At 58.4% G+C, this 18,830-nt stretch carries 16 protein-coding genes; 5 read left to right on the forward strand and 11 right to left on the reverse strand.

Annotated features, from left to right (window positions below; all coding sequences use genetic code 11):
- Positions 1-91 precede the first annotated feature (91 nt).
- The 5 genes from dnaX to SH661x_RS17040 all read right to left on the reverse strand — a co-directional run bounded on the left by dnaX (position 92) and on the right by SH661x_RS17040 (position 6,422).
- Positions 92-1,897, reverse strand: a complete 1,806-nt coding sequence (gene dnaX / locus SH661x_RS17020; protein ID WP_437223898.1) for a DNA polymerase III subunit gamma/tau — start codon at positions 1,895-1,897, stop codon at positions 92-94.
- A gap of 212 nt (positions 1,898-2,109) precedes the next feature.
- On the reverse strand, positions 2,110-3,978 hold the full coding sequence (locus tag SH661x_RS17025; RefSeq protein WP_437223901.1) for a hypothetical protein: 1,869 nt from the start codon (positions 3,976-3,978) through the stop codon (positions 2,110-2,112).
- A 91-nt stretch (positions 3,979-4,069) separates the two neighbouring features.
- The gene (locus SH661x_RS17030) at positions 4,070-5,113 is read right to left on the reverse strand and encodes a hypothetical protein (RefSeq protein ID WP_437223903.1); all 1,044 of its coding nucleotides are present in this window, start codon (positions 5,111-5,113) and stop codon (positions 4,070-4,072) included.
- A complete protein-coding gene (locus SH661x_RS17035; RefSeq protein ID WP_437223906.1) occupies positions 5,113-5,547 on the reverse strand; it encodes a DUF983 domain-containing protein in 435 nt (144 codons plus the stop codon). Before SH661x_RS17035 ends, SH661x_RS17030 begins: the two co-directional genes overlap by 1 nt.
- The gene (locus SH661x_RS17040; protein WP_437223909.1) at positions 5,547-6,422 is read right to left on the reverse strand and encodes a Nif3-like dinuclear metal center hexameric protein; all 876 of its coding nucleotides are present in this window, start codon (positions 6,420-6,422) and stop codon (positions 5,547-5,549) included. Before SH661x_RS17040 ends, SH661x_RS17035 begins: the two co-directional genes overlap by 1 nt.
- A gap of 76 nt (positions 6,423-6,498) precedes the next feature.
- Here SH661x_RS17040 and SH661x_RS17045 point away from each other — a divergent pair, with 76 nt between their 5' ends.
- The gene (locus SH661x_RS17045) at positions 6,499-7,290 is read left to right on the forward strand and encodes a sugar phosphate isomerase/epimerase family protein (protein WP_437223912.1); all 792 of its coding nucleotides are present in this window, start codon (positions 6,499-6,501) and stop codon (positions 7,288-7,290) included.
- Positions 7,291-7,518: 228 nt separating this feature from the next.
- Here the strand turns inward: SH661x_RS17045 and SH661x_RS17050 are convergent, their stop codons facing one another.
- The 3 genes from SH661x_RS17050 to SH661x_RS17060 all read right to left on the reverse strand — a co-directional run bounded on the left by SH661x_RS17050 (position 7,519) and on the right by SH661x_RS17060 (position 11,364).
- A complete protein-coding gene (locus tag SH661x_RS17050) occupies positions 7,519-8,589 on the reverse strand; it encodes a hypothetical protein (protein ID WP_437223915.1) in 1,071 nt (356 codons plus the stop codon).
- 75 nt (positions 8,590-8,664) lie between these two features.
- Positions 8,665-10,614: a hypothetical protein gene (locus SH661x_RS17055; protein ID WP_437223917.1), complete on the reverse strand. Its 1,950-nt coding sequence runs from the start codon at positions 10,612-10,614 to the stop codon at positions 8,665-8,667.
- Between the two features lie 378 nt (positions 10,615-10,992).
- Positions 10,993-11,364, reverse strand: coding sequence for a hypothetical protein (locus SH661x_RS17060; RefSeq protein ID WP_437223920.1), 372 nt, complete (start codon positions 11,362-11,364; stop codon positions 10,993-10,995).
- 248 nt (positions 11,365-11,612) lie between these two features.
- On the opposite strand from SH661x_RS17060, the gene SH661x_RS17065 reads away from it, so the two are divergent.
- From SH661x_RS17065 to SH661x_RS17080, 4 genes are all read left to right on the forward strand, one after another.
- Complete coding sequence (locus tag SH661x_RS17065) at positions 11,613-12,974, forward strand: sigma-54-dependent transcriptional regulator (RefSeq protein ID WP_437223923.1); 1,362 nt, start codon at positions 11,613-11,615, stop codon at positions 12,972-12,974.
- A 426-nt stretch (positions 12,975-13,400) separates the two neighbouring features.
- Entirely contained in the window at positions 13,401-13,622 is a 222-nt protein-coding gene (locus SH661x_RS17070) for a hypothetical protein (RefSeq protein WP_437223926.1), read from the forward strand.
- A 54-nt stretch (positions 13,623-13,676) separates the two neighbouring features.
- Positions 13,677-14,117 carry a hypothetical protein gene (locus tag SH661x_RS17075; protein ID WP_437223928.1) on the forward strand — a complete coding sequence of 147 codons (441 nt, stop codon included), beginning with the start codon at positions 13,677-13,679 and terminating at the stop codon, positions 14,115-14,117.
- A gap of 54 nt (positions 14,118-14,171) precedes the next feature.
- Positions 14,172-15,344: a zinc-dependent alcohol dehydrogenase gene (locus tag SH661x_RS17080; protein ID WP_437223931.1), complete on the forward strand. Its 1,173-nt coding sequence runs from the start codon at positions 14,172-14,174 to the stop codon at positions 15,342-15,344.
- A 7-nt stretch (positions 15,345-15,351) separates the two neighbouring features.
- Here the strand turns inward: SH661x_RS17080 and SH661x_RS17085 are convergent, their stop codons facing one another.
- From SH661x_RS17085 to ruvB, 3 genes are all read right to left on the reverse strand, one after another.
- The gene (locus SH661x_RS17085) at positions 15,352-16,266 is read right to left on the reverse strand and encodes a UbiA-like polyprenyltransferase (protein ID WP_437223934.1); all 915 of its coding nucleotides are present in this window, start codon (positions 16,264-16,266) and stop codon (positions 15,352-15,354) included.
- A 213-nt stretch (positions 16,267-16,479) separates the two neighbouring features.
- Positions 16,480-17,352 (reverse strand): hypothetical protein, encoded by an 873-nt coding sequence (locus SH661x_RS17090; protein WP_437223936.1) that lies wholly within the window; start codon positions 17,350-17,352, stop codon positions 16,480-16,482.
- Positions 17,353-17,586: 234 nt separating this feature from the next.
- Positions 17,587-18,663, reverse strand: coding sequence for a Holliday junction branch migration DNA helicase RuvB (gene ruvB / locus SH661x_RS17095; protein ID WP_437223939.1), 1,077 nt, complete (start codon positions 18,661-18,663; stop codon positions 17,587-17,589).
- Between the last annotated feature and the right edge of the window lie 167 nt (positions 18,664-18,830).

An 18,830-nucleotide genomic window follows, 5' to 3' on the forward strand; every position in this document is an offset into this window, starting at 1 on the left:
ACTCTCATTCCTGCAGGCGACTCAGGCAGTGACTCGCCTGAAAATCCATCCCGTCGCCAAACCCTCGCTGAAAACTCAATCCAGCAGGGCCTTAACTCTCCATTTCACTCTCGACCGGCATCTCGGATTCGACCGCGACCACCGTTTCTGCCAGCGGACGAACTTCTTCGACTTTCCCTCCGAAGATCGCAACCGCCATCTGGACGAACGTATCTCCATCCACGACAGACGTTTTCATCCGTTCCGGAGTCCTCGACCGTTCCTCTTTCGGGGAAACTTTCTTGACTACCGGAGCGGATTCGTCAAAGCCGACCCGAAAATCGATCTGACGACCGGCGAGTTCCTGCGCGACAGCGGAGAGCTTTTTGAACCCCTCCGATTTTTCGCAATAACTCTTGCTGAAAGAGTAGCTTCTGGGAAACAGGATTTCCAGATGATTTGGTCCAAAAATTGCTGTCTTAGACGCATTCTTCAGATGGTTCCCCAGATTCTCGGGGACTTTCGCCATCAGCGCGTTCCAGAATTCCGCCAGTGAATCTTCTCCGAACGCAACCGCATCTTCTTTTACAGACGCAGGTTCCGGTGATTTCTGAACCGAAGTTGCCGGAGCAGGAGTGGACGGCGAAGGAGCAGACACTGGAGTCGCTGCTGGCGGTGAAGTTACCGGTCTTGGGGAGAACTCAGGGCTTTTTTTTTGAAACGGAGCCGCCGGCTGGACCCGGGGTGGGGTCGCTGCAGGGGCCCCCGCAGTCGAGCTCACGCCCGTGGCCATCAGGGTGGCGATCCGGTCCAGTTGCTCAAGCGATGCCAGCCGCACAATGGCCAGTTCAAGCAGAGCCCGGGCGAAAGTGGCTCGCTGCATCCGGGATTTCGTCTCCGCCAGAATCTGCATCGCCGCTGAGATGGTCTGAAGTCCCCACCGCTGGGCCTGCTCCCGAACGAGTGACCGGCTCGACTCTGAAACGGCCGAAAGTGGAACCCCTTCTGCTCCCGCAGCGGTCACCATCAGGTCGCGTAAGTAGGCCAGAAGCTGATCACTGAAACTGCCGATCTGCACCCCTTGCTGCATCGCGGCTTCAACGGCAGCGAGAGCTTCGGCCGGCTGATTGTTGATCAGTGAATCAACCAGCGAGACGATCCGGTCATCGGATGCGGTTCCCAGCAGACGATGAACGTCGTCGGCAGTAATGCGCTCGCCCCCGAAGGCGAGCAGCTGATCGAAGAGTGACTGGCTGTCCCGCATGGACCCCGCCGCCCGGCGTGCCACCAGTTCGACAGCGTCTGCATCGACCACCTTCCCTTCAGCGAGCGCGATCTGAGTCAACCGACCGGCGATGCTGGACTGGGCAATCGTTCCAAAGTCAAAACGCTGACACCGTGAAAGAATCGTATCCGGAACCTTGTTCGGTTCTGTCGTGCAGAAGACGAACTTCACGTTCGGCGGCGGTTCTTCCAGCGTTTTCAGCAGTGCATTGAATGCTTCTTTCGTGAGCATGTGCACTTCGTCGATGATGTACACCTTGTTCGGCGACCTCATCGAACGAATACTGACGTTCGCCCGCAGCTGCCGGATGTCATCAATCCCGCGATTGGATGCTCCGTCGATTTCCAGCACGTCGACGTCGTTCCCCTCACCGATCCCGGCACAGACTTCACACTGATTGCAGGGGATGCCGTCCTTGACGTTCGGACAGTTCAGGGCTTTCGCGAAAATTCGCGCGGTGGACGTTTTCCCGACTCCCCGGGCTCCTGTGAACAGGTAGGCGTGCGCGACCCGACCGCTGCGGATGGCGTTCTGAATGGCCTGCCCCACATGCTCCTGCCCGACCACTTCGTCAAACGATTTGGGCCGGCAGCGGCGCGCTAGAACCGTGTACTGGGGATTCTGGTCGCTCATGAAGGAGGGGAGAGGGAAAAGGGATTAGGGGTCGGGGAGGAGGTGGCGGATCGTGTCCGGTTTCCTCGGTCATCATCGCATTTCAAGATCGGACCGATTTTAGTCTGTTCAGGGCCGGTCAACCAGCAACGCAAAACCCGGGGAAATCGGGGCAGAACCTGCTCTCCGCCCCGATTCTGGAATTTCTCACCCACAAACAGAACACCTACCTGTCACGCCTTGCGGATAAAATGCTCGGCGTAGCTGCGAACCTGTCGACCGTTCAGCACATGGAAGATCTTCAGCTGCTGCAACGTTTCCTGACTGAAGTGCCCCAGTGGGACATGCACCAGTTTCTTCCCGTGACGCTTGGCCAGTCGTCTCCACCCGACCCCAGGTGGGACAGCCGAGAGAATGGCAATGTGGCGCTCCCGGGAATAATGGCAGGCGGCTGCGAGGAGACGTTCCTCCAGCGTATCAGCAAAGTCGAACCGTCGATCTTCCCAGATGTCGGCGACAGGACGTGGCGGAAACAGAAACATCGTCCCACCATAAGTCGCCATGGCGATGCCCGGCCCGACCAGCTCATCCCCCAGCTGAGTTGCGAAGAACGCCAGTGTCGATTCATCCTGATGCTCGGCATGCCAGGTAATTCGCCACGGGTATTCACGGGGATCCGCCGGCGAGTCGAACAGCATGATGACGCAATCAAGACTTCCCCGACTCGGGGGATTCTCCTTGACATACAGATTGCCAGTATGCCAGTTTCGCAGCGTCTCGCGGATATCGAGTCCATCTTTGAGACTGGTGGTGAACTTCTCAGTTTTCGCCAGATCGTTCCCCATGATGCTCAGGGCGCGATCCTTGACATGCGTCCGAAAACGTTCAATGGCCACGTCCTCCGGCGGCCAGCTGCAGTGGTTGTACGGATTCCATCGCATGGCCCAGCGATCCTGATCGATCCTGGGCGGCTTGCGGTTGAGCGCACACGTCCGCCAGCTGATGGAGGGACCAGGAAGCCGATTCTTCAGCTGCGAGATTCCACCATCGGGAAACTGCCCTTTCTCGATCGACATCTGAAATTCTTCCAGCGGCAGCCAGTCCTGAAACGGATACTCGCGGGCCACTTCAGCCAGCGCGATTGCAAACTGGTCCCCCCCCAGCTGCTTGGCGGCTGTAATCAACGTATACAGGTCCGGCGTCATCCGCCGTTCGATGAGGCACAGGTTGCGGACGTATCTCAGATAGGTCGAGAGCAGATGGGTGGAAATCTTTCTGCCGCGATTCTTCAGGTCGATCTGATACTTCTCCCGAGCCGACAGGAGCATCTCCTTTACGCCATCGACAGAAAGATTCTCATCGCTGTCGAGATTGAAACGGGACTGCTCGTACAGCCCTGTAATGAATGGGAGTTCCCCCAGAAGGAAGAGAAGTGTCGAGGGACTCACACGGTACAGTTCGGGATCGTAGACCGCAGGCTCGGAGACGTCTGCCTCCTGATTCTCCAGATAGGCATCCCGGATCCAGTGCCACTGTGAGATTGAACAGACAAACAGGATCGATTGATGACGGCGTTCAAGTTCCCGAAGTCGCCAGGCCATATGGCGGATGCGCTGTTGTTCCTGCTGTGTCGCAGGGGGAGGAGACTGCACCATCAGCGCTGTGGCGAACTTCTCGATGGGAACCTGTTTGATGGCGTATGAATCCGGAAGCACCTCGTGACGAGCTTCAAACTCCTCCACCTCCAGGTCGATGAAGCTGCGGGTCATGTGTTCCTGCATCGCCAGTCGCAACGCTGCGATCACCGGTTGGCAGGGATCGATCGGAACGTAGCTGCTGACCCGCGGACGGGACTCGCCGGCGTGCCCGGTCCATTCGCTGGAGGTGTACGGCTCCGTCTCGGACTGAACTGCAATGGTAATGTTCGGCAAGTGACCGATTCCGGTTTCGACAACGCTGCGAAACGATTCCGGGAGCGGGACCGCCAGACAGTCGAACCGTTCCGAGAGCATGACCCGACGAACTTCGACGGCGAAGTCGCCGCTGCCGTGGACGACCGGGAGGCAACTGATTCGATCGCTGAACTTCAGGATTTCATGCATTTTTTCGAGCCACTTCACTTTGATCGACGATGAAGTCCATTATCGCGGATCCTGCCTGCGAATCCAGACTGACCATTATCGAAACGGGACGTCACTGGTTGACCGGCAGTCGCCCGTGTTGCCGGTAGTAATCGATGAGATCCGGGTGCTGGCTGGCGACATCATTCACGTCCCAGAAGTCTTCAGGCTTTCGGAACAGTTGAATTTCGGGATCCGATGCCGCGTCGACCGCCGAAGACTGAGCCCCTGTCAGATTCTCCACCAGCAGCCATGACGGGGTACGCACGGCACTGGCAGACTCCGAGCGGAACGTGGTGTCGGCCCAGTCGAACGATTCAGACAGATTCCTAAACGAACTGGCAGCCAGTCTGCTGAACTGCTGCAGGCTCAGGAACTCGAAATTGTCCGCGACCTCATCACCGACCCGATGCACAATGAACGGGAAATGCACGACAGGCTCGCTGACCGATTTCAACCATGTTGGACGATCGTCCGGAATTCGGCGTTCGTCCCCCGAGGCTGCGGTCAGGACGATGACGTCTCCAACGGTCAGAACGTCTTCCAGCAGGCCGAGCCAGTGGCTGAGGACACGGTCCGATTGTCGAACCTCGGCAGCATGGCAGATCAGCCGACGTTGCCACGCCGGAAGAAATGCGAACAGCGTTTCCAGTTCGTCCCGACTCCAGCGGTCTGTTGTTGATGCCTCCAGCTGTTCGACAGCCTGCTGGTGAGCGACAGGATCCTCCTGAAGCCAGCCGTTCACAGCATCGGTGACATCATCGACATCGAGTTCCTTTGCAGCATGATGAATGCAAAGCATCTGGCATTCATTCAGCCCGGGGAGTTCCGCAAAGGTGGAGATATCCCCCAGCGTCTGCGGCGAGATGTCCCATGTGCGTGCGAACATCGACGATGACGCAAGTGGGGCCGGCGCATCGGCCACGAGACCAGCCTGCGGGTTCGCGGCAGCCAGTTCCCGAAGAAGAATCCCTTCAACAGGAGGAACGATGAACTGATCCCAGACCAGCGAGCGGCTGGCGAGAGCATCGAATTCGGGCGTTGCGATTTTCCATTCACCGTAACAGCCCAGCGAGCAAGCGGGGAGGTGCTCGAAGCAGAAGACCACCGTCCGCATCAGCCTTCGTCTCCCTGTTCATGTTCCTGATCTTCATTGAGCACGTTGCTGTCGAACTGGCAATCGAGAGCCAGCCAGAACGCCCGTGCGTGCCGAAAGAACAATGCTGGAAAAATCAGGCAGAACGCAGCCAGCGGCCAGATCAATATCTGACCGGGAATCTTGAAACCGAGCCGTCCGACCATGAAGGCAATCGTCGTGATCCAGGCGGTTGTGCCGTAATTGACGTACATCGACCCCAGGTAATAACCCGCGGGACGTTCGATCTGAAAGTTACAGACGGGACAGCGGTCGTTCATCTGGAACCATCCGCGAAACAGTTTCCCCTCACCGCAACGAGGGCAGCGCAGGCGGAACGCCCGCGCCATCAGTGTTTCAAACTGGGGTCGAGGCCACTGGCGTGTCTGCGGCTGTGGATGTTCTTCAGCTGACATTATTCCGCACTCCAGACGAGCGGGTCTGTTTCCAGGCGGCTGGCCCAGGTGTGCAGCCCCGGAAATTCGGATTTCAGTTTCTCGGCCAGTCGTTCAATCGCAGGTCGCTCGGTATTGAAGTGACCTGCCAGCACCAGGGCGATTTCCCGGTCACGTGCTTCGAGCCCGGCATGAAACCGCGCCTCTCCTGTCACATACACGTCGCAGCCGACGCGCTCGGCATCCTTCAGAAACTCGGCTGCCGATCCGCAGCCAATCCCGATCGTGTGAACAATCCGGTCGAGGTCACCGAGATGCTGCAGCTGTGGAGAAATCTCCTTACGGAGTTTTGCAATCAACTCACGCAGCGTCACCGGCGTCTGCAACCGTCCCCAGCGGCCTGCCCCCAGATCTTCCAGCCCCGGAACCGCACTGCGACGCAACGGCTGAATGTTCTGCAGGCCCAGCTGTTCCGCGAGCGACTGATTGATCCCATCCCGGGCACTGTCGAATGCGGTATGCGGGCTGTAAACGGCGATTCCCTGCTTCAGGAGCTTCAGAACCATGCGACCTTCTGAGGTTGCGGTGGTTAGCTTCTGTACGGGGCGGAAGAGGATTGGATGATGGGTGAGAATCAGATTTGCCCCGCCCGCGAGTGCTTCTTCCGCGACATCGGACGTCAGGGTCAGGCACGTCATCACCTGCCCGACCTCAGCGGACTCGTCCCCCAGGAGCAGGCCGACGTTATCCCAGCTCTCCGCCAGCTCCAGAGGAGCGAAACTTTTCAGGAACTCGGTGATCTGTCGCAGCTGGTACATGGGGAGTGTCGTGGCGTCGTTCGTGGTGGTCTCTCCCTGCAGTGTCCTCGAAACCGCGGATGAAATCCAGCAGCGCACTCCGGGTTGACAGTCCTTTGCAGCCGTTATGATGCACTCTCAAAACGGCAGACTGTGTTCACAAGAAAGGGAATCCATGTTTCGGGCGAAGATCTCCGTGGCGATGAGAGCGTTTTCATCGGATCTGCGCCGGGCCCTGCAGACGGTGATGCAGATCGGCGCTCAGGGGGTGCAGTTCGATCTGCGAAACGATGTGACTCCCGCCCAGTACGGTGACACCGCACGCCGACAGCTTCTGCACTATCTGAATGAGCGCGGGCTGCAGATCGCCTCCGGCCATTTCCCGTTGCGAAGTCCACTGGCCGCCACCGAACGGATGGGAGAACGCATCAAAGCTCTGAACGACGCCATCGAATTTGCCTCCAAGCTAAAGATCCGCACGTTGACACTGCGAGCAGGCCGGATTCCATCTGAAGAGGATCAGGAGTCTGTCAAGACGCTGCAGGGGGTGCTCAGCGAACTGGCAGGGCACGGCAACCGCGTCGGCGTGACGTTGTCGCTGATTCCCTGCGGTGACACCGCTGCCGAGATGAGACAGCTCGTCGATTCCGTCAAGACAGGCCCCGTCACGGTGGATGCCGACTTAGGGGCCTGGGTGCTCAACCGGCAGCCGATCGTCGCTCAGCTGCGGGAACTGCATGATCTGATCGGGCATTTCGAAATTCGTGACGCCATTCGCGATTACGACGGGCGTGGAAAGGAGGTCCCTGTCGGGCGAGGAGAAGTCGACTGGGACGAGGTCGCTGCCCTGATCGAAGAGATGGGGTACAACGGCTGGCTGAATGTCGACCGTCAGGAAGGGTCGGATCAGGCAGGCGACATCGAACGCGCCGTCAAGTACCTGAAGAATCTGCTGCCGTCTGGATGAGTTTGCGAGATTGGACACACTCAGTACTTCCAAGTGCTCCGAGCAAATATCGTGAGAGGTCAGAGGTCGGGGAACAGGGGTCCGAAAATCACTTATTTTCCAGTGTTTTTCTGACCTCCGACCTCTGCCCCCTGACCTCTTGTTTCAATTCGATCAGACTTGGAACTACTGACACTGAGCTTCGCCGTACACTTCAATTGTGTGGCAAAACAACAAATGTGATTCGTCCTACTGCGCGACCGACTTCGATCCCTGCGGCGAACCCGCAATCGGAACACCGTTCGGGAGTGGCCGTGATGCGACCCAGAAATTCGCATCGTGGGTCAGCTGCGTCAACTTCCGATGGATGTCGAAGCTGTCCGGATAGACCCAGAATGTGATTGTCGCTGTGGGCCCCGCGTTCTTCAGAGCATTGTGAAACGCGGAGCCGGGACGCATTGCCTCATCGGCTGTTTCCGCCCGCAATGGACCGACCGGACGAATAATCCAGCTGGTCACCCCGATCCGGACCATTCCCGGGCCAGTGCGAAGTTCATCCGCAATGGTCATGCTCAGGCGTTGCAGGACATATTCCATCATGTACCCCTCCATCGGTCGGGTCGTTCCCTGATAGAACGAACGGGAGATGAGGATCTCCTTGCGACGTTCGATGTCACGCTGCACTTCCTGAGCGAGTTCCGCAATCGGGACCCGCGTCACCTTGTTCCCCTCGAGCCGGAAATGAATCTCATCGCCGGTGACGACCTTTCCGATCGGCGGAAGCTGGTGTGTCAGCTTCTCCACCGGAGCTTCATCAGGAGGAGTTTCCGCAAGACGCTGCTTCAAGGCAGCGACTTCGGCTTTCAGTCCGATCAGGTTCGTTTCCAGTGTGGAAATCTGACTCCGGTCCGAACGGAGCGTGTCCACTTTCTCAGCAATCTGACTTCGCAGGACATTGATCTGGTCGACCTGACTGAGGCGACGCTGGGCGATCTTCTGTTCTTCCGCCTTCAGTTCCTCCAACCGGCGCGCCACAAGCGAATTTTGTTCTTTCAACTGGGCCGCCTGCTGCAGCATTTCTTCGCTGGGCTTGATCTCCGGAAGCTGCGGAATTTCGACCAGATCCTCCAGCACCGGAGGAAGCGCCGGGGCCGGGCCGGCAGCTTCCTCCGCGATCGCCACAGGCACGCTGCCGGGAGGGGGAGCGACTCGCATTCCCAGCACCACCACGATCAGAATGATCAGAATCCCCACCATGTTGCACATGACGTCCAGAAAGGAGTCAGAGCCGAACATCAGTTCTTCGCTATGCTGGGACATGATCGACGTGTGGTGGCTGGATTCGTGGGAATAGAAGGGATCAGGGGGGAGATGTCGGAGGTCAGATCAGGCCTGTTATTCGAGTTTCAATTCGATCTTGGATGAGAGTCCCCAATGCTGAAGGAGCTCTTTCAGCCGGGCGTAGTGTTGATTCCCGCCGGGATGGATTTCGATTTTGAGTCGAGGTCGCCAGACGAATTTTGCAGGAGGATCACCCCAGGAATTCGCCTGAACCTGAATCATGGCAGCCACAATCTGATGGAAGTCTTCACGGCCAATTCCCGGAGGAAGATCGGCACTGGGTCCTTCCACAATCACAATGCGTTCCGCATAGAGCTGCATGACAATTTCACGTTCGATGCCGATCGCACCGCTGGTGTAGCCGCGTCCCCAGGTTCGATCCCGGCCACCATCACGGGGCATCCCCTCCTGTTTTTCAGCCAGTGGCGAGACCGGCATATCGGGGCGCTGACTCGAAGGCTGTCCGCCCGACGAACTCGAACCGGAACTGTTTGTCCCGTTGCTTTCCCCGGATGACATCCCACCGCGTGGATTCCCCTGATCGCCATACGGCTGCAGTTGGAATCCCGATCCGTTCGCCCCTGTCGCACCGGCGTTTCCAGCGGTCGTCGGCCGGCCCGGACGGCTTCCGGGTGTTGTCCCGCCTGTCGTGCCCTCTTCCGTGCCGGTGCCATTCCGCCGGGCAAGTTCTTCTGCGTAATCCTGTTCCAGCTGACTGCGGTTCTGTTGACCCGCCTGGCCGGGTCGTGCCGACTCCAGCTTCTGTCGTTGCGGTGACCAGTCCGGTCCCAGCATCCCGATTGAATCCTTGGGAGAGGCTTTCTTCAGCTGTTCGACTTCCGGGAGAGAGAACTCTCCGTCCGCGCCGACGATCTGATCGTCCGCACCACCCAGTCCACCTGCCGTCGCTGCCCCCCGCCCAGTCCCCGGACGTGAACTGTTTCCTCCGCGGACCGGATCACGCCCCCCGCCCCCCTTGCTGCCGGGGCCGAGCGAACCACGCGTGGCAATGGATGCAGGCTCCTTGATCGCCCGTTCGACAGCTGTCCGGCAGATCTCGGTCGCTTCAGGGTCGGCTTCAGGCCATTTGATGTCTGCTCCATCGGGAACCAGTTCGTAGCCGAACTCCTGATTCATTGCCTCCAGATAGCGCCGGGCGACGTAGAAGCCGACGGTCCCACCGGGCCGGACGATCAAGAGAACGTAGGGCTTGAGCTGCGTCTCTCCCTTTTTCGCGTCAGCCAGTGTCCAGTAAGTCATCAGTGCGTCGGCGCCGGCCAGCAGCGGGTTTCGCTCTGGAGAGAATTCATTGAGCGTCCGGGCAGAGATGTAAACCTTCTCGGAAGCGAACTCGACGCCATCAGCGCGGCATTCGATCAGGATCGGGCGACGATTGGTTCCCGAGTTTCCGTCGTGGGCGACGATCTCGAAGACTGGCTTGCGAATCGCCTGAGCCACTTTTTGTGCTTCGATTTCGACCTGCAGGTTCTTTCGCTCCTGCATCAGAGCGATCGCCTGCTGCTGAAAGTCGGTTTCATTCTTCCGCAGGTTGTCGTTCTCGCTGGAGGCGGCTGCCACCATTTCGACGAGCTTGTTCTTCCTGGCTTCATCCTGCTCCAGCGCGGCAGCCTCAACGAGAATCCGTTGTCGAATCAGTTCCGCTTCGCGGTCGAGCTCCTGATTCCGAGACTGCATCTCGGCCAGCAACCGCTGCCATTCCGACTGCCGGTTGCGGCTCTCCTCTTCATGCTCGAGGAGCGCCTGCCGGTGACGGGCCAGACGGGCTTCATTTTCAAGGCGACGGGCTTCGACAGCTGGGTCCACCTGCGGCGGTTCAGGGATCGACGCTTCCGGCTCGGCCATGTCGATGACCGGGTCGTCCTTGTCCGCCACGCGCATCCCGACGACAGCGATGAGAATAATGAGAATTCCCACCATGTTGCACAGGACGTCCAGGAAGGAGCCTGAGCCGAACGAGATTTCCGGACGTTTTTTACGAGCCATGAATTACTCAAAGCCTGATCCCGGCCAGGTCGCAGCCCGCCGGAAGGGTGACCGCTCCGGCAGAATTCCACCAGATGCGATCGACTGACACGCCGGTCCCGCGAGATCTTCGGCAGTTCTCGCCGATTGCTCCCGCTAGAATCCTGTGTATCGTTAAGATCGACACATTCAGCGGAGACGTTGACCGATTTCATCAGTTCCTGCCTGATGATTAAAGACGGGCAAGATTGGCAATGTCAGCAAGCCCGCGATTCGCACCGAAGTCGCGACACGGTCCCTGAGAAGTGGGGGGCTGTGCATCAGATTCAACCCCACGAGACAGCAACGAAACTGTGGGGGCAACGCGGTCGAAGCGAATTCAATGACCGGAACGAGCGGTCAATCGGCCCCGTGCATCTGGCGCGGAGGGTATCCATGCCATGCCAGCGGTTTGGCGATCTTGTCGGTCTGCTTGGTTTCCAGAGCTTTCAGGATTTCCTGAACGGTGCGATTGGTCGCCAGCTCCCGTTCGAGTTTCTTGATCACCTCGCCGGGAACCTGCAGTGCCCCCGCTCCGGGTCCACCCGCCTGAAACGACCCCTTCTGATTGAAGACGGCCCAGTAGACAGCTCGCGGATGCGCCTTGGCACCATCACGGGCTTTCTCCGCAGCGGCCCCCTTCACCCGTTGACCGCTCACCTGATACAGATCCCGACGTTCAAAGATGACAGCCAGAACATTCCAGTCGTTTCCTCCAAACAGACCAAACATCGTGACTGTCCTTGCTGTTGTCGCTCGGGTGTTCCGCTGACCTCGCGCCGGGTTCGGCCGATCCGTTGAGAATTGCGAGCCTATTGGACCGCAGCCCCTTCTCAAGGTCAATGGAACGGGACTCTCGAGCAGTGTCTCACCGGTTTCGAACTTTCCCCGCTGTTGCGTTGGTGGATCGGCACGAGGTTCCTAGAATTCAGGGTGCAGCATCTGTGCTGCCATGATTTCGTCCTGATGCCAGATCTGCCATGAGCCCGATTCCCCAGTCCGAAGCCTCGACCGTACGGCAAATTCTCATCGTTGAAGATGAGCCTGTGATCCGCAACACCCTGGCGGAGTTTCTTTCGAGCGAAGGCTATCAGGTCACCAAGGCCGCCACCGTTGAAGAAGGGATGGCCCGGGCCAAAGAGAAAGATTTTCATCTGGCGATCTGCGACATCCAGTTGCCCGACGGAGACGGCATCAAGCTGATGCGTCTGATGCACCGCATCAACCCCTCCATGTTCGTGCTGATCATCACTTCTTACGGGACCGTGGAGTCGGCGGTCGAAGCCTTCAAGGCCGGCGCGTTCGACTACCTGACCAAACCGGTCATCTTCGACGACCTGGCAAACAAACTGCGACGCGTCTTCGAGTACCGGGATCTGTATCTGGAGAATCAGAAGCTTCGTCGCGAACTGGCCCAGCCCAACCGTTTCGACCAGATCGTCGGATCCAGCGAGCCGCTGCGTGTGCTTCAGGAAGCCATCGGCAAAATCGCGGTCACGCATTCGAACGTTCTTCTGGCGGGCGAAACCGGCACCGGGAAAGAACTCTTCGCCCGGGCGATCCATTCTGTCGGACCGATGCGCGAGGAGAAGTTTCTGGCGGTCAACTGCGGAACCCGTCCGGTCGAACTGCTGGAGGCAGAACTCTTCGGCAGTGAAGCGGGTGGCAAGAACCAACTGGGAATTCTGCGAACTGCCGGCAGCGGCACCGTCTTTCTGGATGAGATCGCCAGCCTGCCGATGGGGACGCAGACCAAGTTGCTGCGTGCCATCGAGTATCAGGAGAGCATGCCTTCAGGCGGGTCCGAAACGTATGCCGTGAACTGCAGGATCATTTCATCGACCAGCGAAGACCTGCTGCGACTGGTCGGTGACGGCAAGTTCCAGGAAGACCTGTTCTATCGACTCGACGGCGGAAAGATTCGGATTCCGCCGCTCCGCGAACGTCTGGACGACATTCCTGAGCTGGTCGATCATTTCATCGCCAAACATTCAAGGGCACTCCGTAAACGGGTGATCAGCGCCTCCAGCGAGACCATCCGCCTGCTGATGTCCGCCCAGTGGAAAGGGAATGTTCGCCAGCTGGACAACGCGATCGAGCGGGCGGTGATCATGTGTGACGGAACACAGATCGAACCCAGCGACCTGCCTCCAGACCTGCTCGGACTCGGACAACCTCTTCCGGACACCGACGACTTGCGAAGTGCATTACGACATTACGAGCGTCTTCATATCACCCGCGTCCTCAGACAGTGGCCCGACAAGCGTGAGGCAGCCAAGCGCCTCAAGCTCGGCCTCTCCAGTCTGTACCGGAAGATCGAAGAGCTGAGTATCGAACTTTAAGTGCCACTTTCCTTGCTGCCGGTCTCTTTTTGATCGGCCGATATGAACGAATTCCCGAGGCGTTCGCAAAGATTGCCCCTTCTCGCGCAAGTGGAAAGCGGATGCGATGAGCGTCCCACCAGCATTTCATTTTCAATCCGAACGTCGCTGCCGGTGCGCCATCATCGCTCCTCGTGGTCGTTAGGCGACCGAGCTGCCCACTGACTTTCGCCTGAAAGACCAGCCCTTCGAGCTGTGCAGCTGGGAATTCTCGCTTTCACTGCGGTGATTTGGCTTGTGCCGCTGAATCGACTCCCCGGGGGCACATGAATTGCCGGGAGTCGAAGTGCCCCGTCCAGAAGCCTGTCGGCGTGCCTCTCGTGTGCCTGAACAGGCGGTGCTCATGACGACGTGCGAAGACCGCGATTCTGAAAAGGAGGACCTCCCATGAAACCGGATCGACTCACTCCCGCAAAACGAGGCATGGCTTCCGCCCGCAAAGAGGCTGAGATGATCGACGAGGCCATTGCCGAATCTTTTCCTGCCAGCGATCCACCGGCCATCACGCCGGCTGACCAGCTGGATCCACCACGCCAGCCGCGTGATCCAGCGAATCCCGTAAGACGGCCGACGTCGGACTCGTCGAAGAAAGTGGAGAAGCGCCGCTGAGCGGCCAGCAGACTGCTCTCTTTCACCAACGATTCACAGAACGGAGTGATATACATGTCCCGCTTTGAAACCGCGACAGCGACCGAAGGAACGGCCCCTTCCCATTCCCCGCCCGACGTGATGTTTGCACCGGGGATCGGCATGGCCCGGAAGCTGGGTTGGTTCAGTCTGGCACTCGGAGCAGCCGAACTGCTGGCCCCGCGGATGATCTCCCGGGCAACCGGAGTACGCAACGAATCACTCATTGCAGCTTACGGCCTGCGTGAAATCGTGTGCGGGATCGGCATTTTGACGACGGCTCGGCCAGCAGGATGGATGTGGGCACGCGTTGCAGGGGATGCGCTCGACCTTGCCACCCTCGGAGCTGCCTGCACAAACGGAACCTGTCAGGAACGTCAGGCAGCAATGACGGCGGCCACTGCCGTGGCGGGTGTCACCATGGCCGACTTAGTCACCGCATCGGGTCTGACAGCTGCTGCACGGCTCGAAGGATGATTACCTCTTTCTCAGAACACAGAGACGATTGTCGTTTCGCAAAGGAGTTTTGGAATGAAAGCAATCTGCTGGCATGGGCGAGGAGATGTCCGCTGTGAAAGCGTTCCAGATCCGGTGATCGCAGACCCGACGGACATGATTGTCCGGATCACCGCCACCGCGATCTGCGGATCGGACCTGCACCTGTACGACGGACTCATGCCGACCATGCAGGCGGGAGATGTCCTCGGACACGAACCGATGGGAATCGTCGAAGAGGTCGGGCGCGAAGTGAAGAACTTCTCCAAGGGAGATCGCGTTGTCATCCCGTTCACCATTTCGTGCGGACAGTGCTGGTTCTGCGAAAACCAGCTGTTCTCTCTTTGCGATCAATCCAATCCGAACGCGGAAATTGCCCGCAAGGTGATGGGACATTCGCCAGCGGGTCTGTTTGGGTATTCGCACATGCTCGGCGGCTTCTCGGGAGGTCAGGCGGAATACATGCGGGTTCCGTACGCGGACGTTAGCCCGCTGAAGATCGAGTCCGATCTGCCTGATGAAAAGGTTCTGTTCCTCTCAGACATCTTTCCCACCGGCTACATGGCCGCCGAAAATGCACAGATTCAGCCGGGCGACACCGTGGCTGTGTGGGGTTGCGGACCTGTCGGCCTGTTCGCCATGCAGAGTGCGTGGATGCTGAAGGCCGGGCGTGTGATCGCAATTGATCGCGTCCCCGAGAGACTGGAACTGGCGCGGACGTTCGGAAAAGCGGAGACGATCGACTTCAGCCAGCTGGATGTCTACACAGCGCTGATGGAGATGACCGCCGGACGGGGTCCCGACAGCTGTATTGATGCTGTCGGGGCTGAAGCTCACGGAACGGGAACCTGGGATGCGATCTATGATAACGTCAAACAGAAGTTTGCTCTCACGACGGACCGGGCCCATGTCCTGCGGGAAGCGATTTTCTGCTGTCGCAAAGGGGGGACCCTGTCCATTCCCGGCGTCTACGTCGGCTATCCCGACAAGTTGCCGTTCGGAGCCCTGATGAACAAAGGGCTAACAGTCAAAACAGGTCAGACCCACGTCGCGAAGTATCACCGGATGCTCTTGAAGAAGATCGAAGCGGGGGAAATCAACCCGGCCCAGATCATCACGCATCGGGTGTCTCTCGAAGAAGCACCCCGAGCCTATCAGACCTTCCGCGACAAACGGGACCAGTGCGTGAAGGTCGTGATTGTCCCTTGAATCCCCGCTACCCGTGAACTGAACCCGCTGAAAAGAACCACAGGTCCAGGGCCGCAGCTACCAGCAAGCCCAGGCTGATCACCGCGTTCACATTGAAGAATGCCGTGTTCACCCGGGTCAAATCGCCGGGGCGAACCAGCCAGTGCTCATAGGCGAGGAGCAGGCTCACGCAGATGACCGCAACCAGAAACAGCGGTCCCAGGCCCGAGAGTTTCCAGAACACGAACAGACAGATGATCGTGATCAAATGGCTGATCAGAGCAATGCGCAGCGACCCTACGACCCCGAATTTCGCGGGGAGTGAATTGAGCTTCTGTGATTTGTCGAAGTCCACATCCTGCGTCGCGTACAGGATGTCAAATCCACCGACCCAGAAAAAGATGACCGCTGCCAGCGAGACCGGGATCCAGCTGATCTGTCCTGTAATCGCAATCCAGGTGGCGATCGGCGAGAGCATCAGGGCGGCGCTGAGCCAGTAATGGCAGAAGGCGGTCCAGCGCTTCGCGTAGGAGTACCCCAGCAGAAACAGCATCACCGGGATGGAAAGCCGTAAGGGCCATGGATTCGGAAGGAATAACAGCGTGGAAGCGACGAACGCAGCCACGCATCCCAACGTAAACAGGGTGACAAACAGCGGCGAAAGTTTACCAGCCGGAATGTGCCGCTGGGCGGTGCGCGGGTTACGGGCATCGTAGTCGCGATCGACGAGCCGATTAAATGCCATGGCTGCAGCCCGGGCGAAGACCATGCACAGCAGGATCCCGAGTAATTGACGGGATTGAAAAGGAACCTCACGCCAGGCGAGCATGGCGGCCAGAAGTGCAAACGGCAGGGCGAAGACCGTATGGCTGAAGCGGATGAGCCCCAGAACATCGGTCATCTTCTGTCGGAATGTGGTCGGAGTAATGGTGGTGGCGGTCATCGAAAATCAGGGGGCGAAATTGGCTGAAAACCAGAGTTGATGCGTACTTTCTCAGCTCGTGTGCCACGGCTCTGCGAGCCGTGAGAATTCAAGTTTGGCGTGAGTGATCTTTCGTTTTTTTCTTTGCAACCAGACTGAAGCGTTCGGCACTGCTCACAGAGCAGTGGAACCCTGTCCGATTATCAACACAGATTGGGCAGGACAGGTATGAACTCAGGTTTGCATGCTGGCAGATTCTTTGCGTCGCTGCATGAAGTAGACCCAGTTCCCGGCGATGATCAGGCCAATCATCAGCAGGTGGGCGACCATCTGCGGCCCCATCCGGCGGTTGGCCTCCAGATACTTCTCGTTGACGACACCGCCCCCGTAAGCCTTGTTGACGATCGCTTCGTACTCGGCAGCCCCTTTGATCGCTCCGAGCATTCCCACGAGCTGCTTGGGAACGTACGGATAGAACAGGGGAGCCTGCACGCCGGTGACGCCCGCCACAATGCGAATCTTTTCAGGATATGGAGTGACCGCGTACTGCACCCATTCCTTGGTGCCCGGATACGCCCCGCTCACATTGATGATCAGACTCAGGTCCTGCAGGTTCGCCACGTCTTTGCACATGGGAATCTGGTCGATGTTCGTCCCCCGGGCATCGGTGGTGTACAGACCCCGAAGGTTCGTGACGATCACCTTGATCACCCCTTCATACCCCGACTTGTAACCGAGGTTCACGTAATCCTCGCCGTATTTCAGGTCGGGGAAGTCGGAACGGATGACGGTTTCAATCGCTTTCTCGATCATCTGCGGTCCGACCGGGACCAGCGTGATGAAATACATTTTCAACTTCTTCTCACAGCAATGCCGTGTGAAGGCGGTGGCCATCGGGCCGAGTTCCCCTTCCGTGGACGGGTCGTAGTCCCAGGCCATCAGCACTTTCGACCCGGGGGGAAGAGCTTCGATGGCGTCGAAGACGTTCTGCGTCATCAACGTCGGTGTCTCCGGAAACGTCACCCCGAAGAGTATCGGGATCGCGACCGCCAGGGCCATCATCAGGAAGACCCAGCGCCGATCAAGATTCTTCAGGATTTCGTACATGAGAGAAAGAATCGACGGTGTAAAGCGACTTCATTTCGTACAGACGAGTTATCGGATTACAGAAAGTTTTACCACGGAGTCACGGAGACACCGAGAGACTTCCGAACGATTCGCCGCTGAGCGGGTTGCGATCAAACGTTATAAACGAAAGCTGTCATCAACTCCCCTCACTCAGTTCGCAATTGGTCCTCTTGACCTCTCCGTGTCTCCGTGTCTCCGTGGTAGATTTTCGTTTTATCTCATTTTCAGCCAGTTTCCCATGTCAGGGCCGGGATCGAGCCCCAGGTGCTCGTATCCTTTTCTTGTCACGATTCTGCCGCGTGGAGTCCGCTGCACCAGGCCAGATCGCAGCAGAAACGGTTCGATATCATCTTCCAGTGTGTCCGGCGGAATGGACATGCTGTGGGCGATGGCAGTCAGTCCGGCGGGCCCTCCTCCGAAAACTTCAATGACCGTCTGCAGGTAACGTCGATCCTGTTTCTCGAGCCCGAACAGGTCGATCTCCAGAACGCTCAATGCGTATTCCGCAATTTCCGTCGTGATTTCACCGTCGGGGTGCCGTAATGTCGCAAAATCCCGGGTGCGGCGCAGAATGTTATTGGCTTTCCGCGGCGTTCCCTGGCTGCGACAGGCGATCTGCCGGGCAGCGGTCTCGGTGATGGTCGTCTTCAGCTTGCGGGCGTTTCGGCAGACGATCTCGACCAGATCGTTCTCTTCATAGAAGTCGAGATGTTCGCGATAGACGAAACGGTCCCGCATCGGCGCGGTCAGCAGTCCAGCCCGGGTGGTCGCTCCGATCACGGTGAACGGCTTGAGCTGCATATTAATGGTGCGGGCGTTCAGACCTTCTCCGAGGGAGATGTCGATCCGGAAGTCTTCCATCGCGGGATAAAGGAACTCCTCCACCGCCGGGCGCAGCCGATGGATTTCGTCAATGAACAGCACCGACCCCTGGGTCGCATTCGTTAAATAGGGAAGCAGGTCCTTGGGAGCGTCCAGCACCGGACCGGCAGCGATCTGGCAATCGACCCCCAGCTCGCGGGGAATGACGGTCGCCAGCGTGGTCTTTCCAATCCCCGGAGGGCCGTCCAGCAGCAGGTGCCCGAGAACGTCGCCCCGTTTGCGGGTCGCATCGAGAATCACCTTCAGGCGGTCGACCACTTTGCGCTGGCCGATCACGTCTTCAAGCTGCTGAGGCCGCAGCTGCTCATCGAGTTCCCGGTCCTCCAGGTCGAGCATGGGAACCGGAAATGGTTCCGGAAGGGGCTCATCCTGATCTTCGTTTTCCTGAAAAATCCGTTTCCGGGCCATTTGCCCCATCCTCTCTCCGGGGGCTGCCGGAGGATCGAGTACATCAAAGGAACTGATTGTTCAGAGCACGTGGCGTGGGCAAATGCACTCCATTGCCTGTCTCCAGGTGCTCGTACTGGGAGAAAATACCGTAATACTGTTCTTCCGTCCATGTTCAGGCAGAGCAT

The sequence above is a fragment of the Planctomicrobium stercoris genome (genome assembly GCF_051465655.1).
Taxonomy (GTDB): Bacteria; Planctomycetota; Planctomycetia; order Planctomycetales; family Planctomycetaceae; genus Planctomicrobium.